We start from the raw sequence: 21,169 nt of genomic DNA, 5'->3' as shown, positions 1-21,169 counted from the left end.
CGCCGCTGCGGCCGGGTGATCGGCCGGGACGAGGCGCGGATGGCACAATCCGCGCCCCGTCCTTCGGGCCGATCCTCATGTGAGCGCTAACACGCTCACGTGCGCGACGAGCGTCACCGGTGACCCGGTGCTTTCGCCGCTATGGGCTGATCAGCGCTTGAACAAGCGCGGTGCCAGGTCGATGAGGTTCTTCTGCCATACGTCCCAGCCATGGGGTCCGGGGGTGATTCCGTCGAACTCGTAGTGGACACCGAGGTCGTTCATCGTCGTGAGTCCCGCCATGAACGACGGGTACACGAAGTCGGTCACGTCGCCGACGTACACGCGGAACAGCTTGGTCCCGTTGTTGATCGCCGCCACGTCGACGCCGGTGCCGCCGCCGAACCCGGCCGAGAACGCCGCGACATAGGCGAACCGGCCCGGGTACGCCTTGAGCACCCCCAGCGTCTGTCCACCGCCCATCGAGAGGCCGGCGAGGGCCTGCTGCGACGGATCGCTGGAGACGTTGTAGTGGGAGCGAGCCGCGGGAACGATGTTCTCCAGCAACTCCTTGTTGAAGTTGGACGTGTTGCCGTTGCCCATCACGACCACCATCGGCACCAGGTCGCCGTCCAGGAACTGGTGGTCGAGGATCTGCTTGGCGCGGCCCATCTCCACCCAGTCGGTGTAGCTCTGACCGCTGCCGTGCTGGAGGTAGAAGACGGGGTACGGCTCCGCGCGTTTGGGGTCGTAACCGGGTGGGGTCCACACCAGCGCGGTCCTGTCCTGGTTCGCCACGTTGCTGCGGTAGGTCAGGCTCTCGACCTTTCCGCCCTGACCGGCGGGAACATCCGAGAGCAGACGCGACCTCTCACCCGGGATGAAGAACCAGCTCCAGTTCGGCTCGGAGGTCACCTTCGTCGGGTTCGACGCGTCCTTGACGGCGACTCGATCGACGATCAGTTGGTAGTAGTAGAACCATGGGTCCAGCGGGCCCACGGTCGTCCGCCACCGGTCGCCCTCACGGGACATCGGAAGGCGCAGCCAGCTTCCGCCCGGCGCGTCATTCGCCCACAGCGTCACATGCTTGGCGTCCTTGAAGTCGGTCGTGGTCTCGAAGGTGACGAAGCCGTCCTCGGTCAGGAACGGCGTCGGGGTCGTGCCGGCCGCCGGCGGGTGGAACTCGCCCTTCAACGGCCCGTGACCGGCGCTCGGACCGTGATCCGGCACGGTGCGGAACAGCCTGGGCAGGAAATCGATCAGATTCTCCTGCCAGGCGTTCCAGTTCGCCCCGCCGTCAGGGTTGACGCCGTCGAACTCATACCTGACGCCGGCGCGGTCCAGCGCCTTGGTCAGGCGGTTGGTCGCGTTGTAGGCCGGGTCGGTCACGTTCCCGGTGTACAGACGCGCCAGCTTCACCTCACGGTTGATCGCCTTGGCGTCCACCCGGCCGACGCCGTCCTCCAGAAGACCGGAGAACGAGCCGGCGTAGGCGAACTGCCCCGGGCTGGTCAGCGCGGCACGCAGCGCCTGCGTCCCGCCCTCGCCCACCCCCGCGATCGCCTGATGCGCCGGGTCCCGCAGGACGTCGTACCTGTCCCCGACCGCCCTGCGCAGGTCCTTCAGATCCTTGTCGCCGCCCGGCCCGTCACCATCGCTGATCACGACCGCCATCGGCTCCACCGAGCCCTGGATCGACAGATTGTCGAGGATCTGCTTGGCCCGGCCGAGGTCGAGCCAGTCGCCGGCGCTCCTGTCCGCGCCGGACTGCAAGTACAGCACCGGGTAACCCTTGGGCCCCGCGGGACCGGGGGCCTTTCCGGGATCCTTGGCCTGGTAGCCCGGCGGCGTCCAGACCAGCGCCGACCGCTCCTTCTTCTTCACCTCATAGGTCAGGGTCTCGACCTTGCCGCCCCGTCCCTGAGGCGCGTCCGCCAGCAGGCGCGCCGAATCGCCCGCGACGAGGAAGGTGCTCCTCAGGGGCGCGGACGCCACGCCGCTGGCGTTCGTCGGATCCTTGAGACCCTTGGTGTCGTCACCGGTGACCTGGTAGGAGTACAGCCCCGGCTTGAGCGGGCCGAGGACTCCGGACCAGACGTCGCCCCGGCGGGTCAGCCCGAACTCCGCCCAGGTGGAGGAGGGACCGAAGTTGCCCTCGATGACCACCTGTGACACCTGGCCCGCGTTGGCCTGGACGTAGGCCGCCGGGACGCTGAACGACGCGTAGCCGTCCTCGGACACGTCCAGCCAGGGGGTGTCCGCCGCCGCCGGACGCGGTACGAGCGACACCGCCGCCATCGCCATGACTCCGGCGGTGATCGCCGCCGAAAGCCGGCGTACGCCCGTGGGGTGCACGCTGCCGTGATACGATAAATTCATACTGAGCACTCCTAGGATGGCTGGCTGCGGATGGGGTCCGATGAGCCAGCCGTAATCGTCTGCGGATGTGCGGTGTTGTGTTTATATACCTCCGTTCGTAGGGGGATGCCTTTCATCTGCGACGTCAGCTGCAACTGACGTTGCAGATGAGGGTCTGTGTCAGGGCCTCATCTGCAGGGCCTCATCTGCATTGCCTCGTCGTCATGGTCTCGTCGCGACCCTCACCGGCGCCGTGGAGCCGCGGACCAGCAGGCGAGTCGGAAGCAGGATCTGACGGGGGCCCTCCCACTCGCCGGTCACCAGCGATTTGAGCATGTGCGCGGCCTCGTGTCCGAGCCGGTACATCGACTGGTCCACGGTGGTCAGCCTCGGCTCCGCCAACGCCGACTCCGGGATGTTGTCGAATCCGACCACCGACAGGTCGCCGGGAACGTCGATTCCCATCTCCTTCGCGACCTCCAGAACCTTCAGCGCCATTCCGTCGCTGGCCGCGAAGATCGCCGTCGGCCGGTCCGGCCTCTCCAGCAGGGCGCGAGCCAGCGGGGCCGCGGACTCGGGATTGAAGTCCCCTCGTCCGATCAACGCGGGATCGACCGGAACGCCGGCCTCGGCCAGCGCTTTGCGGTAACCCTCCTCACGCGACCACGCCGCCGCCAGGCTGGAACGGCCCGCGATGAATCCGATGCGCCGATGGCCCAGGCCGAGCAGGTGCTCGACCGCCGTGGTGGCGCCCGTGAGGTTGTCCGCCGTCACCGACGGCACCGTCGAGTCCCTGACCGGATCGATGACGACGACCGGGGTGCTGGTCCGCACCTCGCCCCAGGGCGTGACCACGATGCACCCGTCCGTGAGGGTGCCCGACAGACGGGTCAGATGCCGCTGCTCCCAGCCCTCGGAGTAGGTTCCGTAGACATCGCTGTTGGCGTAGATGATCAGGTCGAAGCCCGACTGGGTCAACGCGTCCATCACGCCCTTGAGCACCTCAGCCGTGTAGGACTGGAAGCTGTGGGTCACCAGACCCAGGACGTTGGTGCGGGTGCGCCGCAGGCTCGCCGCCACGAGGCTCGACTCATAGCCCAGCCGCTCGATGGCCGAGCGCACCTGAGCGATGGTGCTGGCGCTGACGCCGTAACGTCCGTTGACCACTCGCGACACGGTCGCAGTGGAGACGCCTGCCAGTCGCGCGACATCACTCATCGTCACCGGCGCACCGCCCTCGGCCATGCCGCCCTCTCTGCATTGCAATCGTTATCGGTTACGTTTTCCGGCCTTTAACGTAAGCGACACGTCTAGCAAACACAAGGCCTGTCGGCTTCTTGTTACAACGACCGTACGCCCTTTAGGGCGCGCCCCAAATAGACAGGACAGTCGGGGCGGCCGCGGAGCCGCGGCCGCCCGTCTCGTCTCACCCCGTCACCTCGTGTGCACCGCGCCCGTGTAGGCCTTGCGGACCTCCGGCCGGTCCACGTCGCCCGTGATGGTGAACGTGCCCGCATGGGTGTGACCGTCGGAGGAGAAGCCGACATACACCTCGATATGTCCGGTTTCTACCGTGTAGTTCATATTCCGGTCGTAGAAGCCGAGCTGGCCCGTGGGCAGGTCGAAGCGGATGGTCGTTCGCTCCCCGGCGCCGGCGGACACGCGGGCGAAGCCCTTCAGTTCCAGCACCGGCCGGGTGACCGACGCCTGCGGGTCTCGGATGTAGAGCTGCACGACCTCCTCGCCGGATCGGTCGCCGATGTTGGCCACGGTGACCTCCACCTCGACGCTGTCCCCCGCGATCACCTCGGTGCGGTCCAGCGCGGCCCGTTCGACGACGAACGGCGCGTACCCGAGCCCGTGACCGAAGCGGTATCGCGGGCCGACGGGCGAGTCGACGTAGTCACCGTGCCAGTGCGACCGCCCCCCGGACACCTTGTGCCCGTAGAAGACGGGGATCTGGCCGACGGTGCGCGGATAGGAGATGGGCAGTTTCCCGCTCGGGTTCACCTCGCCGAGCAGAACCTCGGCGATCGCTCTCGCCCCGGTCTGCCCGGGCAGCCAGGCCAGCAGCACCGCGGCACAGTTCTCGTGCAGGAAGTCGCCGCCGACGGGCCGGCCTGCGACGAGCACCGCCACCACCGGGGTGCCGGTGGCGACGACGGCACGGACCAGGTCCTCCTGGACACCGGGCAGGTCCAAACTGGACCGATCACGCGACTCCCCCGTCGTGGCCTCCATCGTCAGCCCCGAGCGGTCTCCCAGGACGAGCACCGCGACGTCGGCCGCCGCGGCGGCCGCGACCGCCTCGTCGAAACCGTCCCTCGATGTGTCGATCACGTCGCACCCGCGCGCGTACCGCAGCCGGTCGCCCAGGCGGGCCGCGAGCTCGTCGCGCACCGTGGGCACCCCGTCCGTGCTCTCCTCGATCTCCAGGTCGTCCGGGATCGTCATGGTCTGGCCGAGCAGGCCCTTCCGCTCGCGCGCCTGCATCAGCGATTCGACATGCGCCGCGAAGGAGTAGTCGCCGAGCAGGTGCCGCGCGTCGTCCGCGTTCGGGCCGATGAGCGCGACCGTTCCCGCGCCCGGCCGCAGCGGCAGCAGGCCGTCGTTCTTGAGCAGGACGAGGCTGCGGCGGGCGATCTCCAGCGCCACCTCCCGGTGCGGCGCGGCGTCGACCGTCACCGCCACCGCGGCCTCGTCGACGTAGGGGTTCTCGAACAGGCCGAGCTCGAACTTGTGCCGCAGGACCCGTGAGACCGCCTGGTCCAGTTCCGCTTCACCGACCTCGCCCTCGTCCAGGGCCTGTGCCAGCGCGCCCGCGTACGCGTCCGTCGCCGGAAGCTCGACGTCGGTGCCCGCGGTGAGCGCCAGGACCGCCGCCTGCCGCTTGTCCCCGGCGAAGTGGTGATACGAGTGGAGGTCGTCGACGGCGAAGTAGTCCGACACGACGGTTCCCTCGAAGCCCCACTCCCCGCGCAGGACGTCGCCGAGGAGCTCACGGTTGCCGTGGCAGGGAATGCCGTCCAGCTCGTGGTAACCGGCCATCACCGACTGGAGACCCGCCTCGCGGACGGCCGCCTCGAACGGGTACAGATACACCTCCCGCAGCAGACGGGGCGGCAGGTGCGCCGGCGCCCAGTTCAACCCGCCCTCGGACGCGCCGTACCCGACGAAGTGCTTGGCCGTCGCGATGACGCCCTCCGTCAGCGAGGCGCCCTGAAGGCCCCGGACGAACGCCACACCCATGCGGGCCACCAGGTACGGGTCCTCCCCGTAGGTCTCCTCGGTCCGGCCCCACCGCGGGTCCCGCACCACGTCCAGCACCGGTGAGAGCCCCTGATGGCTCCCCATCGCGCGCATCTGCGCACGGACGGCGTCCGCCAGCCGCCGGTTGAGCTCCGGTTCCCAGGTGCTCGCGACACCGATCGCCTGGGGGAAGATGGTCGCCTCCCGCGCCATCACCCCGGAGCACACCTCCTCGTGCACGATCGCCGGGATCCCCAGCCGGGTCTCCGTCACCAGGAACCGCTGGACCTCGTTGGCGACCCGCGCGACCTGCGCCGCCTTGAGGTTCGTGGCTCCCGCGACACGGGTCACGTGGCCCAGGCCGTGGCGGAGGACCGCGCGCGCCCGCTCCGCCGAGTATCGGCCCCCCTCGATCAGGGAGAACGCCCAGACGCTCCCCAACTGCGCGAGCTTCTCCTCCCGGGTCATCCGGCCCAACAGATCCGCCACGCGCTCGCCCACCGGCACGGCCGGATCGGTGTACGCCGCTTCGGATTCCCGCCTCACCATGGTCACCCGCTCACCTCAATCGCTTTCGCGGTCTCACTGTCTCGCAACGTATGTCTCGCAAACGTAATCGATAACGTTTACAATCACACGGTCACGGATCTTGTTCGCTTTGTCCAGATCTCGAAGGCGAGGACTCGAGTGCACATCGTTCGATACAGGAGTGACAGCGATCCCCGTCCCCGCGTCGCCGTGCTGAACGAGGGTGTCCTTTCCCCCCTCCCGGTCGCCGGCATGTTCGAGCTCCTGAGCCACCGGGTCGAGGAAATCGAGCGGATGTGTGCCGACGCCGTCCCCGATCCCTCGCTCGGTGACGTGCGCCTGCTCGCCCCGACGGACGGCGCCATGGAGGTGTGGGCCGCGGGCGTGACCTATCTGCGCTCCCGGGACGCGCGCGTGGAGGAAAGCAGCCTCAAATCGGTCTACGAGCTGGTCTACGACGCCGAGCGGCCCGAGCTGTTCTTCAAGTCGCCCGCCTGGCGGGTCGTCGTGGACGGCGAACCCGTGGGCATCCGCTCCGACTCGGAGCTCAACGTGCCCGAGCCTGAGCTGGCTCTCGTGGTGAATCGCTTCGAGGAGATCGTCGGCTACGTCGTCTGCAATGACATGAGCTCCCGATCGGTGGAGGGTGAGAACCCGCTCTACCTGCCGCAGGCCAAGGTGTACGCCGGAGCATGCGCCCTCTCCTCCGGCATCAGGCCCGCATGGGAGGTCGACCCCTCCGACCTCGCCATCCGGCTGACGGTCACCCGCGAGGGCGCGGTCATCTGGGACGGCACGACCTCCACGAAGCAGATCCGGCGCCCGTTCACCCAACTGACCGCCTACCTCTTCCACTCCGAGGACTATCCCCACGGGGCCGTTCTCGCCACGGGGACCGGCGTCGTGCCCGATCTCGACTTCCTGTTGCACGCGGGCGACCTGATCACCGTGACGATCGACGAGATCGGCGAACTCCGTAATCCGGTCGTCGCGGGCAAGGACCACTTCGCGTTTCTGATGGCTCGGCTCGGCGGAGCCTAGACTTGCGGCATGCCGATCGACCTGTGCCTGCTCCACGGTGTGCGGTGGCGGGGGCAGCCGGTGGTCGGCGAGAGGGCTCAGACGCTGCTCGCGGCCCTCGCACTCGCCTGCCGGACCGTGAACGCGGAGCAACTCGTCGCGGACGTGTGGGGAGACAGCGAACCGGCCAATCCGGCGAAGGCGCTGCAGGTCCTGGTGTCTCGGACCAGGTCGGTCGTCGGACCAGAGGCGCTGGTCACGGAGGGAAGCGGCTACCGGCTCGATGTCCCGGCCGACCGGATAGACGCCGGTCTGCTGCACGGTGTGACCGACCGGGCGCTGGCGCTGCTGGAGGAGAACCCGGCCGCGGCGGGTGCGGCGGCGGAGGAGGCCCTCGCACTGGGCATCGGGGCGTCGCCTCCGGAGGGCGACGGCCCGCTGGCCGAGGTGCGCCGGCGCGCGGAACGCGACCTGGCGTCCGCACGGGTCGTGTCCGCCCGGGCCCGGAGCCGGAGCGGCGACCACGCCCTCGCCCTCCCCGAGCTCGAAGAGGCCGCGCGGATCCGCCCCGAAGACGAGGGGCTGCTCGCCGACCTCCTGCACAGCGAGGCGGCGGTGCGCGGAACGGGCGCCGCGCTGGACCGCTTCGAGCGCTACCGGTCGGACCTGCGCGACCGGATCGGCGCCGACGTCGGCCCGGAGCTGCGGCGGGTCCACCGTGAGCTGCTGGCGCTCGACAGCCCCGTACGCGTCGGCGTGCGGTTCGACACGACCCCGCTGCTCGGCCGCGACGACGACCTGCGGCGGGTGCGGGCCATGCTCGCCACCTCCCGCGTGGTCTCGATCCTCGGTCCGGGCGGGCTCGGCAAGACCCGGCTCGCCCATGCCGTCGCCCGTGAGGCTCCGCAGCCGGTGGTGCACTTCGTCGAGCTGGTCGGCGTGACCGCGCCCGAAGACCTGGTCGGCGAGGTCGGGTCGGAGCTCGGGGTCCGCGACTCGGTCACCGGCCGCCGTACGCTCACCCCGCGGCAGCGCGCCGACATCCGCGCCCGGATCGCCCAGCAGCTCGATCTGGCCCCGGCACTGCTGGTGCTCGACAACTGCGAGCATCTGGTGGAGGCGGTGGCCGACCTGGTCGCCTATCTGACCGCGACCACACGGGAGCTGCGGGTCCTCACCACGACCCGCTCGCCGCTGGCGATCGCCGCCGAACGCGTCTATCCGCTGCCCCAGCTGGGCACCGGTGACGCCGTCGAGCTGTTCCGCGACCGGGCGACCGCGGCGCGGCCCGGTGTGCACCTCGACGAGGACGACGTACGGGCCGTCGTGGCCCGCCTGGACGGGCTGCCGCTCGCGATCGAGCTGGCCGCCGCGAAGGTGCGGGTGATGTCACCGGCCGAGATCGCCCGGCGGCTGGAGGACAGGTTCTCGCTGCTGCGCGGCGGCGACCGGAGCGCACCTTCCCGGCATCAGACGCTGCTGGCGGTGATCGACTGGTCCTGGAACCTCCTCGGCGAGCGGGAGCGCCTGGCTCTGCGCCGCCTCTCGGCCTTCCCGGACGGTTTCGCCCTCGACGCGGCCGAGGAGGTGCTCGGCGACGGCGCTCTCGGCGACGTCGAGGAGCTCGTGGAGCAGTCCCTGCTCACCGTCGTGGAGACGGCCGACAGCGTCCGTTACCGCATGCTCGAGACGGTGCGCGAGTTCGGCCGGGTGCGGCTGGAGTCGGCCGGCGAGACCGGCGAGGCGCGGGCCGCCGTACGCGCCTGGGCCGTCGGTTACGCCGACCGGGCCAGTGCCCGGCTGTACTCGCCGGAGCAGATCGCCGCGATGGACCGGCTGCGTGCCGAGGAGACCAACCTCGCCGACATCCTGCGCGAGGCCCTCGCCGATCCCGCTCCGGAGACGGTCGTGGTGCTGTTCTCCGCACTGGGCGCCTACTGGACGATCTGCGGCGACCATCCGCGCAGCATCGTCCTCGCCCCCGCCGTCACCGCGGCCCTGAGCGGCTGGACGCCCCCGCCCCCGCTCCTCGACCGGGCCCGGCTGGCCGTGAGCATCGCGCTGTTCAACAGCGTCATGGTCTCCAACGAGGAGCCGGAGCCCCTGACGCGGCTGCTGTCCGGTCTGGGCGCCGACTCGGCGAACCCCGCCGTCCGTGCGCTGGTGACCGCCCTTCTCGTCATGGTGTCGGATTTCGAGGACGGCCTGGACAAGCTGTCCGCCGATCCCGACCCGCTGATCCGTCGGATCGCGCTCCACTGGCTGAGCCACGGCCGGGAGAACATCGGTGACCCGGTCGGTGCGATCGACATGGCCCTGGCCGCCCTCGAACTCGTCGGCGACGACGGCGGTCCCTGGCATCGGGCGCTGCTGCACACCCAGCTGGCCGGCCTGTACGCGCACCTCGGTGACTCCGCGGCGGCCTTCCACCATGCCACCGAGGCGCTCCCGGTGCTCGAACGCCTCGGGGCGATGGACGACGTCATCCAGCTCCGCGCATCCCTCGCCATGACGGCGCTCGCCGAGGGCCGCCGCGACGAGGCCGCGCGGATGCTCGACGAGATGGAATCGATCGCCACCCAGGGCACGTTCGGCGAGGCCCTGGTGGTCGCCGCTGGAAGGGCAGAGCTGGCCCTCGCCGACGGCGACATCGCCGAGGGGCTGCGACGGCACCGCGAGACCACCGAGGTGCTCCGCCAGCGGCGCGTCCCGGGAGCGCTGGACGACTTCGCCCCGTGGGCCGCCCTGGGCGAGGTCGTCGCGCTCTGTGCGTTCGCGCAGTACGGCGAGGGCGACGACGGCGCGGACCTCTTCGCGTCGCTGCGTGACAAGGTCATGGCCGTGTTCGGCCCGGTCACCGCCAACAAGGACTACCCGGTGATGGGGATGGTGCTCGCCGCGCTGGGCACCTGGGGCCTGCTGAAGGGGGCGCTGCCGGCCGAGGACGCGGTGCAGCTGCTCGTGCTCGCCAACCGGTTCGCCTACCACCGGTTCGTCCCAACGATGCAGTGGTCGACGCTGTCCGCGCACGCCGATCGGGTCGCCCCCGGCGTCATGGCCAGGATCGAGGCCGGATACGGCGAACGGCGCGGCCCCGACCTGCTGGCCGAGGCTCGCGCCGTCCTGGAGCGGATCGTCTGACACCGGCTTTGAGCACCGCCTACATCTTGCGGGAGTACGAGCGGACCGCCAGCGGAGCGAAGACCGCGACGACGGCCGCGCAGCCGATGACCGCCCAGCCGACCTCGGCCGTCACGGCACCGTCGTTGCACAGGTCGCGCACCGCGGAGACGACGTGCGACACCGGGTTGACCTTCACGAACGCCTCCAGCCATCCGGGCAGCGTCTCGGCGGGGACGAAGGCGTTGGACAGGAAGGTCAGCGGAAACATGATCATCATGGAGATGCCCTGGACGCTCTGCGCCGAACGCGCCATCGTGCCCAGCCAGGTGAAGATCCACGCCAGCGACCAGCCCGCGATCACGGTGAGCGCGACGCCGCCGGCGCAGCCGAGCACGCCGCCGCCGGGGCGGTAACCGATGAGCAGGCCGGTGACGACCGTCAGCACCGACGCGACGCCATAACGGATCAGGTCGGCGATCATGGGGCCGGCGAGAGGGGCGATCCGCGCGATCGGCAGGGACTTGAAACGGTCGAAGACCCCCTTGTCCATGTCCTCGCGCAGCTGCACGCCCGTCGCCATGCAGACGGTCAGGGCCGTCTGGGCGAGGATGCCGGGGATCAGCACCGGGAGGTAGTCAGACACGCTGCCGGAGATCGCGCCGCCGAAGATGAACGCGAACATCGCCGTGAACAGCAGAGGCTGGATGAGGACGTCGAAGAACTGCTCGGGCTTGCGGCGCATCTTCTTCAGGGCACGCCACGCCATGGACAGGGTCTGGACCCAGGTCTCCTGCAGGGAGCTGCGGGACGTGGTGCGGGCGACCGCGGCGGACGGGTCGACGCGCCGGGCGCCGAGCGGGGCCGGGGTCGCGGTGGTCGTGGTGGTCGTGGTGGTCATCGGGCCGCCTCCATCTGGGATTCGTCGTCGGCGCCGTGGCCGGTCAGCGCCAGGAAGACCTCGTCCAGCGTCGGCTTGGCGACGCTCACCGAGGAGATGCCGAGGCCTGCCTGCCTCAGGGCGATCAGGACGTCCGCGGCCCGGTCGGGGTCGGGAAGGGGGATGTTCATGCGTCCTGATTCCGGGCTGAGGACCGGCTCCTCGCCCAGCAACCTGCGGACGACGTCCGCGCCCAGCGTGGTGTCGGAGCCCTCCGCCAGGCGGAGCTGCAGGGTCGATTCGCCGACCTGGGTCTTCAGCGCGTCGGGGGTGTCCTCGGCGACCTTCCGGCCCCGGTCGATCACGGCGATGCGATCGGCCAGCTGGTCGGCCTCGTCCAGGTATTGGGTGGTCAGGAGGATCGTGGAGCCGTCGGTGACCAGCTCGCGGATCGTGTCCCACATCTGGCCCCGGGTCCTCGGATCGAGGCCGGTCGTGGGCTCGTCCAGGAAGATCAGGGGTGGGCGGGTGATCAGGCTCGACGCCAGGTCCAGGCGACGGCGCATGCCGCCGCTGAACTGGGACAGGGGACGGTCGGCCGCCTCCTGGAGGTCGAAGCGTTCGAGCAGGTCACCAGCGATGCTCTTGGCCCGGGTGCTGGTCAGGCCCTGCAGACGGGCGAACAGCCAGAGGTTCTCCCGGGCGGTCAGATCCTCGTCCACCGAGGCGTACTGGCCGGTGACGCCCACCAGTTGCCGGATGCGGTGCGGTTCCCGCCGGACGTCGACACCGAAGATCTCCGCGCGGCCGCCGTCGATCGGGAGCAGGGTGGCGAGCATCCGGAGCGTCGTGGTCTTGCCTGCTCCGTTGGGGCCCAGGACCCCGAAGATCTCGCCCTGCCGTACGTGAAGGTCGATGCCGTCCACGGCACGGAAGTCCCCGAAGGTTTTGACCAGGCTGTCGGCCCGGACGGCGCTGAGGTCCGCCATGACGCGTCTCCTCTCTCCGCCGGGTACCTCCCGGCGTTCGAGAAGAGCTTCCGCGCTTCCGGCTTCACCGCGGCTTCAGCCCGGTTTCAGCCCCGAGCCGGCGGTTTCACCCCTCCACTTTCACTGTATAGCGGATGTGCGCGCCTCATGAGGCGCAGAAAAGTGCTCCATACTTGCCCGTTGCGAACCGGCCCGACGAACGATGGAGCAACGGAATTGCACTATGTGATGGGTTTCGAGCAGATCGGCTCGACGAATCTCGCAGACGTCGGCGGCAAGGGGATGCACCTGGGCGAGCTCTCGCGAATGGACGGCATCCGGGTGCCGGACGGCTTCTGCGTCACGACGGACGCCTTCCAGCGGGTCATGGCGGAGGTGCCGTCGATCGACGCTCAGCTCGACCTGCTGTCGCGGGTCGAGCCGGACGACCGCGCGGCGATCCGCACCCTGAGCGCGGACATCCGCCGCGCCGTCGAAGGCGTCGCGATGCCCGACGACATCGTGGCGGCCATCCGCGAGTCGCTCGCCCGGCTCGGGGAGCAGGCCTCCTACGCGGTGCGTTCCAGTGCGACGGCCGAGGACCTGCCGACCGCGTCCTTCGCCGGCCAGCAGGACTCGTACCTGAACATCGTGGGCCTGGCGGCGATCCTCCGGCACGTGCGGCGGTGCTGGGCCTCGCTGTTCACCGAGCGGGCGGTGATCTACCGATGCCGCAACGGCTTCGACCACCGGAAGGTGCGGATGGCCGTGGTCGTGCAGCGGATGGTGTTCCCGGACGCGGCCGGGATCCTGTTCACCGCGGACCCCGTGACCTCGAACCGGAAGGTCGCCACCGTGGAGGCCGTTCGGGGGCTCGGCGAGGCGCTCGTCTCCGGTCTGGTCTCCGGGGACGCCTACACGGTGCGCGACGACCAGGTCGTCTCCAGGGCGGCCGCCGGCGAGCCGGTTCTGACGGACGCGCACGTCGTACGCCTGGTGCGGCTGGGCCGGCGAATCGAAGCGCACTTCGGCCGGCCCCAGGACATCGAATGGTGCCTGGCCGGCGACGACTTCCACATCGTCCAGAGCCGGGCGATCACCACCCTGTTCCCCGTTCCCGCGACCGATGACCAGGAGAACCACGTCTTCGTCTCGGTGGGTCACCAGCAGATGATGACCGACGCGATGAAGCCGCTGGGGCTCTCCCTGTGGCAGCTGACGACCCCGCGGCCGATGCACGAGGCGGGCGGACGGTTGTTCGTCGACGTCGCCCCCATCCTGGCGACACCCGCGGGTCGCGCGGGGCTCGTCGGGACCCTGGGGAGGTCCGACCCGCTGATCCGGGACGCGCTGCAGACCCTCCTCGACCGCGGTTTCGTCCGCTCGCTTCCCGACGGGGGCTCCGGCCCCGCACCCGCCGTCCCCGCACCAGCCGGTGGCGCGCCCGCCCCGATCGAGACCGATCCGGCCGTCGTCACACGGTTGATCCGGCAGAGTCAGGCGTCCGTCGCCGCCCTGCGGCGCGAGATCCAGGGCCTGTCCGGGCCGACGCTGCTCGACTTCATCCTGGCCGACATCGCAGAGCTGAAGCGCATCCTGTTCGATCCGGTGAGCACCCAGGTGATCATGGCCGGGATGGAGGCGACCTGGTGGCTCAACGACCACCTCGAGGAGTGGCTGGGCGAGAAGAACGCCGCCGACGTGCTCGCGCAGTCCGTCTCCCACAACGTCACGTCGGAGATGGGGCTGGCGCTCCTCGACGTCGCCGACGCGATCCGGCCGCACGCCGACGTCGTGGCGTTCCTGCACCGCGTCGCCCAACGTGTCGCGGACGAAGGCCGGGAGGGCGACGGCTTCCTCGACGAGCTGGCCGGGCTGCCCGGTGGACGGGACGCACGTGACGCCATCCGGAGCTACCTCGACGAGTACGGCATGCGCTGCACAGGCGAGATCGACATCACCAGGACGCGCTGGAGCGAGAACCCCGCCGCGCTCGTGCCTGCCATCCTCGGCAACATCAAGAACTTCGAGCCGGGCGCCGGCAAACGGCGCTTCGAACAAGGACGCCAGGAGTCACTGCGGAAAGAGCAGGAACTGCTGACGCGGCTGCGCTCCCTGCCCGACGGGGAGCAGAAGGCCGAGGAGACCAAGCGGATGATCGACCGCGTCCGCGCCTTCGCCGGATACCGGGAGTACCCCAAGTACGGCATGATCAGCCGCTACTTCGTCTACAAGCAGGCGTTGCTGCGGGAAGCCGAGCGCCTCGTGCGCTCCGGCGTCCTGCGGGAGAAGGACGACATCTTCTTCCTCCGGCTCGACGAGTTGCGGGAAGTCGTGCGCACCGACGACGTGGACGCCGAACTCATCATGGAAAGGCGTGCGGCGTTCCGGTCGTACGAGGCACTCACACCGCCCCGGGTTCTCACGTCGGAGGGCGAGGTCGTCAACGGCCGGTATCGGCGCGACGACGCCCCGCCCGGCGCATTGGTGGGCCTCCCGGTCTCGGCCGGGGTCGTCGAGGGCCGTGCCCGTGTCGTCGTGGACATGGCGCAGGCCGACCTCGACACGGGCGACATCCTCGTCACCGCCTACACCGACCCCAGCTGGACCCCCCTGTTCGTCGCCGCCGCCGGACTGGTGACGGAGGTCGGCGGCCTCATGACCCACGGGGCGGTGATCGCCCGGGAGTACGGCCTGCCGGCGGTCGTAGGCGTGGAGCAGGCCACCCGGCTGATCCGGGACGGGCAGCGGATCCGCGTTCACGGAACCGACGGGTACGTCGAGATCCTCGCCTGAAGCGGTCGCGTGGGCTGCGGCTAACTCAGGAACTCCCGCGCACCGCGCAACCTGGTCTTCAGGTGCCGCTGAGAGAGGCCGCAGTCCAGCCGCACATCGAGCGGCCCGGGCAGGCCGCTGCCGGCGCGCCGGCCGTACGGGAGCCGAGCCGGGTCGATGCCGTCGCGCCGCGCGACAAGACATCCAAGCTCATAGCGACTCACCGCGTCTGCCCCGGCCACATGATGGACCCCCGCGCGGTCGGAGCGCGCAAGCTCCAAGACGGCCGCGGCCAGGTCACGGACATGCACGGGGCAGCGCACATCATCGGTGAACAGCACCCCGCGGATGCCGCCGGAGGCAAGCGCGTGCACCATGCCTTCGTGCGGAGAACCGCCGTCCCCGATGATCAGGGAGGTCCGTGCGATCACGCCGGTGGGAGTGATCGCCTGCACAGCCGCCTCCGCGGCCGCCTTCGCCGCTCCGTACGGTGTGGCCGGATCGGGGACGCTGTCCTCGGCATAAGTGATCGCCTTACCCGAGAAGACGGCGTCGCTGGACACGTGCACCAGGCGTGCCCCGATCGCGGCGGTCGCGACGGCCACGTGAGCGGCGCCGACGGCCGTCGTCACCCAGTCCGATTGGCGGTAGGCCGCGTTGACGACCACGTCCGGCCCGAAGGCGCCCATCAGGTCGAGTGTGGCAGCACGATCACGGATATCGAGCGGCAGCCAGTCGGCTCCCGCCGCCGTTCCCGGCCGCGTCAGACAGGTCGCGGCCACGACATGGCCCTCCGCCGCGGACTGCCGTACGAGTTCGTCGCCGAGAAAGCCGCTGCCGCCCACGATGAGGATCCTCATGGGCCGTGACCCTAGTTCAGCGAGGTGGCCGTCTCGGGAGCGCTGTCGAAGCGCGTCATCCCGCGGAGCAGAAGAGTGGCCATCGGCACGGCGAATCCGGCCACCGCGCCGATCACCAGCAGCGCCGGGCGGCCGATTGCCGCGGCGGCCGGACCGGTGAGCGTCAGGCCGAGGGGCGTCATGACCGAGGCGGCCAGCCAGTCCACGGAGGTGACCCGGGCGAGCCGCTCCGGAGGGATCTCCCTCTGGAGGTTCACCACCCACTGGACGGCGAAGATCTCCAGCCCCAGGCCAACCGCGACGTAGCACGCGTACACGAATTCCCGCGACACCGGACAGGCGAGCGCGAGCGGCACGAGGCCGTAGAGGGCGAGCCCGGTGACGGCGGCCAGCCCCGGCCGGCCGGGCTTCCACCTCATGCTGACGAGCCCGCCCGCCAGGCCGCCGACCGACAGTAAAGCGAGGGCGGTTCCGTACGCGGCGTCGCCGCCGAAGGTCTCGCGGGAGACGAGGGGCAGCAGGACCTGCGCCGGTGCGATCGTGAACATCTGCTGAAGCGCGACGGCGACGATGATCCCCAGGACCCACCGCCGCCGGACGACCTCGGAGAGGCCGTCGGCGATCTCCCGTACGGCGGACGCCCGCCGCCCCGCCGTGACGACGGGTTCGCGTAACGGCAGGAGAAGGACAAGGCCGAGCAGATAGGCCGTCAGCACGGCGAGGAACCCGATCCGCGGGGACCACGCCGTCACCACGTACGCGCCGAGACCGGGCCCGATCACGGCGCCGAGCCGCCAGGAGACAGCCGTCAGCGCAGCGCCGGCCGGACGCTGGGCAGGGGTGAGAACCGATGACAGGCAGGCCTGGTACGCGGGCCGGTGGAACGCCTCCGCCCCTCCGACGAGGAAGACCAGCAGCGCGAGCAGCCATGAGGAGACACCGCCGGACAACCCCACGGCGGCCACGCAGCACTGAAAAGCCAGCGAGGCGACCATCACCGTACGGCGTGGCAACCGGTCCGCCCACAGCCCGCCGAGCAACGCGAACACGATCAACGCGATCCACCGGCAGGTGAAGATCGCGCCGACGGTCGAGGCGGTGCCGCCCGCGTTGAGTGCCGCGATGGTGACCGTGACGGGGAAGATCTGGTCGCCCGCCACCGACATAGTGAAGCTGAGCCACAGCAAACGGAATTCGCGGTTACGCGCCAGAGGCCCGCCCGCAGCGCCAGTCGGGCCTATGAGCTTCCTCAAGCGACTGCGCATGCACGCAATGAATCCCGATTGGGCGGAAGGCGCAAGGAAACGGCCTTCGTCACCTCGCCCGTTCCGTCACCCGGGCGGCTGTTCCAGGATGTGCTTCAACCGGGTGAGGTCGGCCTGGACGAGGCCCGCGTCGCGGGCGAAGTCCTCGTCGTCCACACCCGGAAGGCGGCGCAGAGTGAAGACCACCTCGCAGGCGTCGCCGCCGGGGATGACCCGCATCGGGTTGTGGACGACCTGCCCGGAGGGCAGCGTGACGTCGTGGTCGAGAACGCCGTACTCGTTGCGCTCCACGAAGGCCAGGCCGACCCGGCCCGAGGGGGTCTCCACGTACCACTTGCCGTCGACGTTCTCCACGGCGCTGCCGAGCCCCGGAGCCCACTCCGGGAGGTTGGCGGGGTTCGACGCGTATTCGTAGACGTCAGCCGCGTGCCGGTCGATCCACACGCTGACGTGCCTCGATTCGAAAGCCATGCACGCCATCATGCCGGAGCCGGTCATACCGCCCGTTGCTGTCGCTCGGGTGCAGACTGGTGTGCATGGCGACGGGGGGAACGACGAGAGCGTTCGGCGAGGCGCTGCGCCGCTGGCGCGACCGGGTGGCGCCCGAGACCGCGGGGCTGCCCGCGGGCGGACAGCGGCGCGCGGCCGGTCTCCGCCGTGAGGAGCTGGCCCTGCTGGCCGGGATCTCCGTCGACTACGTCACCCGGCTCGAACAGGGCCGGGCGTCCCATCCGTCGGCTCAGGTCGTCGAAGCGCTGGCCCGGGCCCTGCGGCTGTCGGGCACCGAACGCGCGCACCTGTTCCGGCTGGCGGGGCTGGCCCCGCCGGGCCCGGAGACGGTGCCGGCGCACATCACCCCGAGCATGCGGCGGCTGCTGGACCGGCTGGCCGGCACTCCCGTCGCGGTCTTCGACGCGTGCTGGACGCTGCTCCTGGCCAACCCGCCGTACGCCGCGCTGATGGGCGACCCGTCGGAATGGCCCGGCGACCAGCGCAACGCCGTGTGGCGGCACTTCCTCGGCCCCGCCGGCCGGGCCCGGCACACTCCGGAGTCCCTGCGGGCGTTCGAGGCGGCCCTGGTCGCCGACCTGCGCGCGACCGCCGACCGCTACCCGGCCGACCCGCGGTTGCGGCGGCTGGTCGCGGACCTGCGCGCGAACAGCGGCCGATTCGCCGAGCTGTGGGATTCCGGCGCCGTCGGCCGGCACGAGGCCGGGCGTAAGATCATCGACCATCCGGACGCCGGTCCCCTGACACTGGACTGCGACGTGCTCACCGTGACGGGCAGCGACCTGCGCGTCATGGTCTACACGGCCGAGCCTGGCACCGAGGACGCCGAGCGCCTCGCATCCCTCACCGATCTCGGTGCACCGTCACTCGCCAGGTAAACCGGTTTCCGAAAAGTTTCACACTTGGCAACAGGGCGAACGTGGAGGTCGGCTGAAATTATCGGCCGATCACCGAAACATTCAGGCTATTACGCCCGCGGCGACGTTAGACTGCGCCTTGTGACCGTTGTCGACGAGCCGTCCGCATCCGTCCCAGAGCCGCTGACCCTCGCGCAGCTTGCCGAACTCGCGGGAGTGTCCAAGGCGACGGTCTCCAAGGTGGTGAACGGCAGGTCCGCGGTGGCCCCGGAAACCCGCGCCCTCATCGAGGGCCTCATCCGCGAGCACGGCTTCCGCCGGCAGCGGCGGCGCTCCAGCCCGGCCGCCGTGCTGGAGCTGGTCTTCCACGAGCTGGCGGGCGACTACCCGACGGAGATCGCCCGAGGGGTGGGACAGGTCGCGCGCGAGCACCACATGGCCGTGGCGATCTCCGAGTTACAGGGCAACCACGTCCCCGGCGCCGACTGGCTCGAGGACGTGCTCGGCCGCCGCCCCGCCGGCGTCATCGCGGTCTTCTCCAGCATGACCGACGTCCAGCGTGAGCGGCTCGCCACGCACAGGATCCCCCTCGTCCTCCTCGACCCGACCGGTGACCCGGGCCATCGCGTCCCCTCGGTGGGCGCGGGCAACTGGAACGGCGGGCTCACCGCCACCCGCCACCTGCTGGAGCTGGGCCACCGGCGGATCGCCATCATCACCGGGCCGTCGCACGCGCTGTCCAGCCGGGCCCGGCTCGACGGCTACCGCGCCGCGCTCGACACGGCCGGGGTACCCGTCGACCCGGACCTGATCTGCCAGGGCGACTATCAGATCGAGGACGGTCTGACGCACACCCACCGGCTGCTGCGCCTGCCCGACCCGCCCACGGCCGTCTTCGCCTCCAACGACGGCCAGGCCATCGGGGTCTACCACGCGGCCCACCAACTGGGGCTGCGCATCCCCGAGGACCTGAGCGTCGTCGGCTTCGACGACATGCCCCCGGTGCGGTGGGCCATTCCGCCGCTGACCACGATCCACCAGCCGCTGACGGAGATGGCGGGGGCGGCGGCCGCCATGCTGGTGACGCTCGCCAGGGGCGAGCCCCTCCCCCATCACCGCAAGGAGTTCGCCACCACCCTCGTCGTACGCGAGAGCACCGCCCCGCCGAAGCCCTGAAGGCGATCTTCCGTCAGGGGCTGGTGCAGGTGACGGACGGCGTGGCCGCGCTGCCGTTGGCGGTGAAGCCGAAGGTGGTGGACGAGCCGGCCGCGATCGAACCGTTGTAGGGCGCGTTGCGGACCGTCACGGAGGAGCCGGACACGCTCTGCTCGCCGCTCCACAGGCTGCTGATGGTCTGCCCGCCCGGCCAGGTCCACTTCACCGTCCAGCCGTTGACCGCCGAGCTGCCCGCCCGTACGGTCACCGTCGACTGGAAGCCGCCCGGCCAGCTGTTGGTCGTCTCGATCGTCGCCGAGCACGCCCCCGTCACCGGAGACGGCGTCACGGACGGGCTGGTACGCGGGGACGGGCTCGTGTTCGGGGACGGGCTCGTGGTCGGGGACGGGCTCGTGTTGGGGGTCGCCGCGTTGAGGGCGTCGAGGACGGCGGTGTAGGCCTGCTTCTTGTTGAAGTTGCCGTCGAACAGCAGCGGGGTGTCGCCGCTGCGCCAGGACCACTTGTCGGTGATGCCCCACACCGTGATGCCGGTGCAGCGGGGCACCGCCGTGCAGGCCTGGGTGACGCGGCGGTAGGCGTCGGCCTGGGTGGACCCGGAGCCGCCGACGTCGAGCTCGGTGATCTGGACGTCGACGCCGAGGGCGGCGAACTGGGCGATGTTCTGCTGGTAGTTGGACGGCGGGTTGCCGAAGTGGGACTGCAGTCCGACGCAGTCGATGGGCACGCCGCGGGCCTTGAAGTCCTTGACCATGTTGTAGACGCCGCGGGTCTTGTTCGCGTTGGCGTCGTCGATGTTGTAGTCGTTGTAGCACAGCTTGACGTTGGGGTCGGCGGCGCGTGCGGCGCGGAACGCCTCCTCGATGAAGCCGTTGCCCAGTTTCTGCGTGAAGATCGAGCTCCGCAGGCTGCCGACGGAGCCGCCGTCGGCGAAGGCCTCGTTGACCACGTCCCAGGCGTAGACCTTGCCCTTGTAGTGGTTCATGACCTGGGTGATGTGGTTGGTCATCGCCGAGCGCAGGTCGCTGGCCGACATGTTGGTGTTGATCCAGCTGGGCAGCTGGGCGTGCCAGACCAGGGTGTGGCCGCGGACCTTCATGCCCTTGCTCACGGCGTGGTTGACGATCTGGTCGGCCGAACCCCAGTTGAAGGAGTTGCGAGAGGGCTCGATCGGGCCCCATTTCATCTCGTTCTCCGCGGTGACCGAGTTGAACTCCCGGTCCCAGGTGGCCACGTAGGTCGAGTCGTTCAGGTGCCCGGCCGCGATCGCGGTGCCGAAGTAGCGGCCGCTCTGGGCGGCGGCCGCGCCCAGGGTGCCGGCGGCCGCACCGGCCGGGAGGGATGTCGAAAGTGCGGTCACGGTGCCGAGTACGCCGAGGGCGCCGGCGATCAGCAGCCGGCGGGTGCCGGCGTGCCTTCGCCGTCCTCCGTCGGCAGGTGGGGAAATTTCGCCCATGCCTGAGCCTCCACTGCGGAATCGATGAGGGAACGCGGACAGACGCCGCGGGAACACCACGCGATCGGTCGTCGCGTCGGAACTGCGGCCCCTGCCGTGCACCACCGACCCCGGCAGGAGGAGCCGCCTCGGGGAGTCAGTCTGGAAATCATCCGGAAATGTGTCAAGGGC

At 70.2% G+C, this 21,169-nt stretch carries 14 protein-coding genes; 5 read left to right on the top strand and 9 right to left on the bottom strand.

What is annotated here, in order from left to right; translation table 11 throughout:
• Window positions 1-150: 150 nt before the first annotated feature.
• The 3 genes from BXA11_RS24650 to BXA11_RS24640 all read right to left on the bottom strand — a co-directional run bounded on the left by BXA11_RS24650 (window position 151) and on the right by BXA11_RS24640 (window position 6,135).
• The gene (locus BXA11_RS24650) at window positions 151-2,358 is read right to left on the bottom strand and encodes an alpha/beta hydrolase (RefSeq protein ID WP_076438285.1); all 2,208 of its coding nucleotides are present in this window, start codon (window positions 2,356-2,358) and stop codon (window positions 151-153) included.
• A 201-nt stretch (window positions 2,359-2,559) separates the two neighbouring features.
• Window positions 2,560-3,555 (bottom strand): LacI family DNA-binding transcriptional regulator, encoded by a 996-nt coding sequence (locus BXA11_RS24645; protein WP_269321812.1) that lies wholly within the window; start codon window positions 3,553-3,555, stop codon window positions 2,560-2,562.
• 216 nt (window positions 3,556-3,771) lie between these two features.
• The gene (locus tag BXA11_RS24640; RefSeq protein WP_076438529.1) at window positions 3,772-6,135 is read right to left on the bottom strand and encodes a glycoside hydrolase family 3 N-terminal domain-containing protein; all 2,364 of its coding nucleotides are present in this window, start codon (window positions 6,133-6,135) and stop codon (window positions 3,772-3,774) included.
• Between the two features lie 231 nt (window positions 6,136-6,366).
• Here BXA11_RS24640 and BXA11_RS24635 point away from each other — a divergent pair, with 231 nt between their 5' ends.
• Window positions 6,367-7,155 carry a fumarylacetoacetate hydrolase family protein gene (locus BXA11_RS24635; RefSeq protein ID WP_083744573.1) on the top strand — a complete coding sequence of 263 codons (789 nt, stop codon included), beginning with the start codon at window positions 6,367-6,369 and terminating at the stop codon, window positions 7,153-7,155.
• A gap of 9 nt (window positions 7,156-7,164) precedes the next feature.
• Complete coding sequence (locus tag BXA11_RS24630; protein WP_076438280.1) at window positions 7,165-10,275, top strand: ATP-binding protein; 3,111 nt, start codon at window positions 7,165-7,167, stop codon at window positions 10,273-10,275.
• A 19-nt stretch (window positions 10,276-10,294) separates the two neighbouring features.
• On the opposite strand, the gene BXA11_RS24625 is transcribed toward BXA11_RS24630, so the two are convergent.
• Both BXA11_RS24625 and BXA11_RS24620 read right to left on the bottom strand, forming a co-directional pair.
• On the bottom strand, window positions 10,295-11,155 hold the full coding sequence (locus BXA11_RS24625; RefSeq protein WP_076438278.1) for an ABC transporter permease: 861 nt from the start codon (window positions 11,153-11,155) through the stop codon (window positions 10,295-10,297).
• On the bottom strand, window positions 11,152-12,123 hold the full coding sequence (locus BXA11_RS24620) for an ATP-binding cassette domain-containing protein (RefSeq protein WP_076438276.1): 972 nt from the start codon (window positions 12,121-12,123) through the stop codon (window positions 11,152-11,154). The genes BXA11_RS24625 and BXA11_RS24620 overlap by 4 nt, the downstream gene beginning before the upstream one ends.
• Before the next feature lie 225 nt (window positions 12,124-12,348).
• On the opposite strand from BXA11_RS24620, the gene rph reads away from it, so the two are divergent.
• The gene (gene rph, locus BXA11_RS24615; protein ID WP_244303592.1) at window positions 12,349-14,898 is read left to right on the top strand and encodes a rifamycin-inactivating phosphotransferase; all 2,550 of its coding nucleotides are present in this window, start codon (window positions 12,349-12,351) and stop codon (window positions 14,896-14,898) included.
• Between the two features lie 20 nt (window positions 14,899-14,918).
• On the opposite strand, the gene BXA11_RS24610 is transcribed toward rph, so the two are convergent.
• The 3 genes from BXA11_RS24610 to BXA11_RS24600 form a co-directional block, all read right to left on the bottom strand.
• Entirely contained in the window at window positions 14,919-15,737 is an 819-nt protein-coding gene (locus tag BXA11_RS24610) for an SDR family oxidoreductase (protein ID WP_076438272.1), read from the bottom strand.
• An 11-nt stretch (window positions 15,738-15,748) separates the two neighbouring features.
• Window positions 15,749-17,002, bottom strand: a complete 1,254-nt coding sequence (locus BXA11_RS24605) for an MFS transporter (RefSeq protein WP_083744557.1) — start codon at window positions 17,000-17,002, stop codon at window positions 15,749-15,751.
• A gap of 66 nt (window positions 17,003-17,068) precedes the next feature.
• Window positions 17,069-17,473 carry an SRPBCC family protein gene (locus tag BXA11_RS24600; RefSeq protein ID WP_076438527.1) on the bottom strand — a complete coding sequence of 135 codons (405 nt, stop codon included), beginning with the start codon at window positions 17,471-17,473 and terminating at the stop codon, window positions 17,069-17,071.
• A gap of 65 nt (window positions 17,474-17,538) precedes the next feature.
• On the opposite strand from BXA11_RS24600, the gene BXA11_RS24595 reads away from it, so the two are divergent.
• Both BXA11_RS24595 and BXA11_RS24590 read left to right on the top strand, forming a co-directional pair.
• On the top strand, window positions 17,539-18,390 hold the full coding sequence (locus tag BXA11_RS24595; protein ID WP_076438267.1) for a helix-turn-helix transcriptional regulator: 852 nt from the start codon (window positions 17,539-17,541) through the stop codon (window positions 18,388-18,390).
• A gap of 120 nt (window positions 18,391-18,510) precedes the next feature.
• On the top strand, window positions 18,511-19,545 hold the full coding sequence (locus BXA11_RS24590; RefSeq protein ID WP_030510465.1) for a LacI family DNA-binding transcriptional regulator: 1,035 nt from the start codon (window positions 18,511-18,513) through the stop codon (window positions 19,543-19,545).
• A 13-nt stretch (window positions 19,546-19,558) separates the two neighbouring features.
• On the opposite strand, the gene BXA11_RS24585 is transcribed toward BXA11_RS24590, so the two are convergent.
• On the bottom strand, window positions 19,559-20,998 hold the full coding sequence (locus tag BXA11_RS24585; RefSeq protein ID WP_083744556.1) for a glycoside hydrolase family 10 protein: 1,440 nt from the start codon (window positions 20,996-20,998) through the stop codon (window positions 19,559-19,561).
• Window positions 20,999-21,169 lie beyond the last annotated feature (171 nt).

It is taken from the genome of Microbispora rosea (assembly GCF_900156315.1).
In the GTDB taxonomy this organism is placed as follows: domain Bacteria; phylum Actinomycetota; class Actinomycetes; order Streptosporangiales; family Streptosporangiaceae; genus Microbispora; species Microbispora rosea.
This window is presented reverse-complemented; position numbering and strand designations above follow the sequence as displayed.

Coding starts and splice junctions, on each gene's coding strand:
- BXA11_RS24640 (WP_076438529.1), bottom strand. CDS start 6,135: ATGGTGAGGCGGGAATCCGAAGCGGCGTACACCGATCCGGCCGTGCCG.
- BXA11_RS24610 (WP_076438272.1), bottom strand. CDS start 15,737: ATGAGGATCCTCATCGTGGGCGGCAGCGGCTTTCTCGGCGACGAACTC.
- BXA11_RS24625 (WP_076438278.1), bottom strand. CDS start 11,155: ATGACCACCACGACCACCACGACCACCGCGACCCCGGCCCCGCTCGGC.
- BXA11_RS24630 (WP_076438280.1), top strand. CDS start 7,165: ATGCCGATCGACCTGTGCCTGCTCCACGGTGTGCGGTGGCGGGGGCAG.
- BXA11_RS24620 (WP_076438276.1), bottom strand. CDS start 12,123: ATGGCGGACCTCAGCGCCGTCCGGGCCGACAGCCTGGTCAAAACCTTC.
- BXA11_RS24595 (WP_076438267.1), top strand. CDS start 17,539: ATGGCGACGGGGGGAACGACGAGAGCGTTCGGCGAGGCGCTGCGCCGC.
- BXA11_RS24635 (WP_083744573.1), top strand. CDS start 6,367: ATGTTCGAGCTCCTGAGCCACCGGGTCGAGGAAATCGAGCGGATGTGT.
- BXA11_RS24650 (WP_076438285.1), bottom strand. CDS start 2,358: ATGAATTTATCGTATCACGGCAGCGTGCACCCCACGGGCGTACGCCGG.
- BXA11_RS24600 (WP_076438527.1), bottom strand. CDS start 17,473: ATGGCTTTCGAATCGAGGCACGTCAGCGTGTGGATCGACCGGCACGCG.
- BXA11_RS24585 (WP_083744556.1), bottom strand. CDS start 20,998: ATGGGCGAAATTTCCCCACCTGCCGACGGAGGACGGCGAAGGCACGCC.
- BXA11_RS24605 (WP_083744557.1), bottom strand. CDS start 17,002: ATGCGCAGTCGCTTGAGGAAGCTCATAGGCCCGACTGGCGCTGCGGGC.
- BXA11_RS24645 (WP_269321812.1), bottom strand. CDS start 3,555: ATGAGTGATGTCGCGCGACTGGCAGGCGTCTCCACTGCGACCGTGTCG.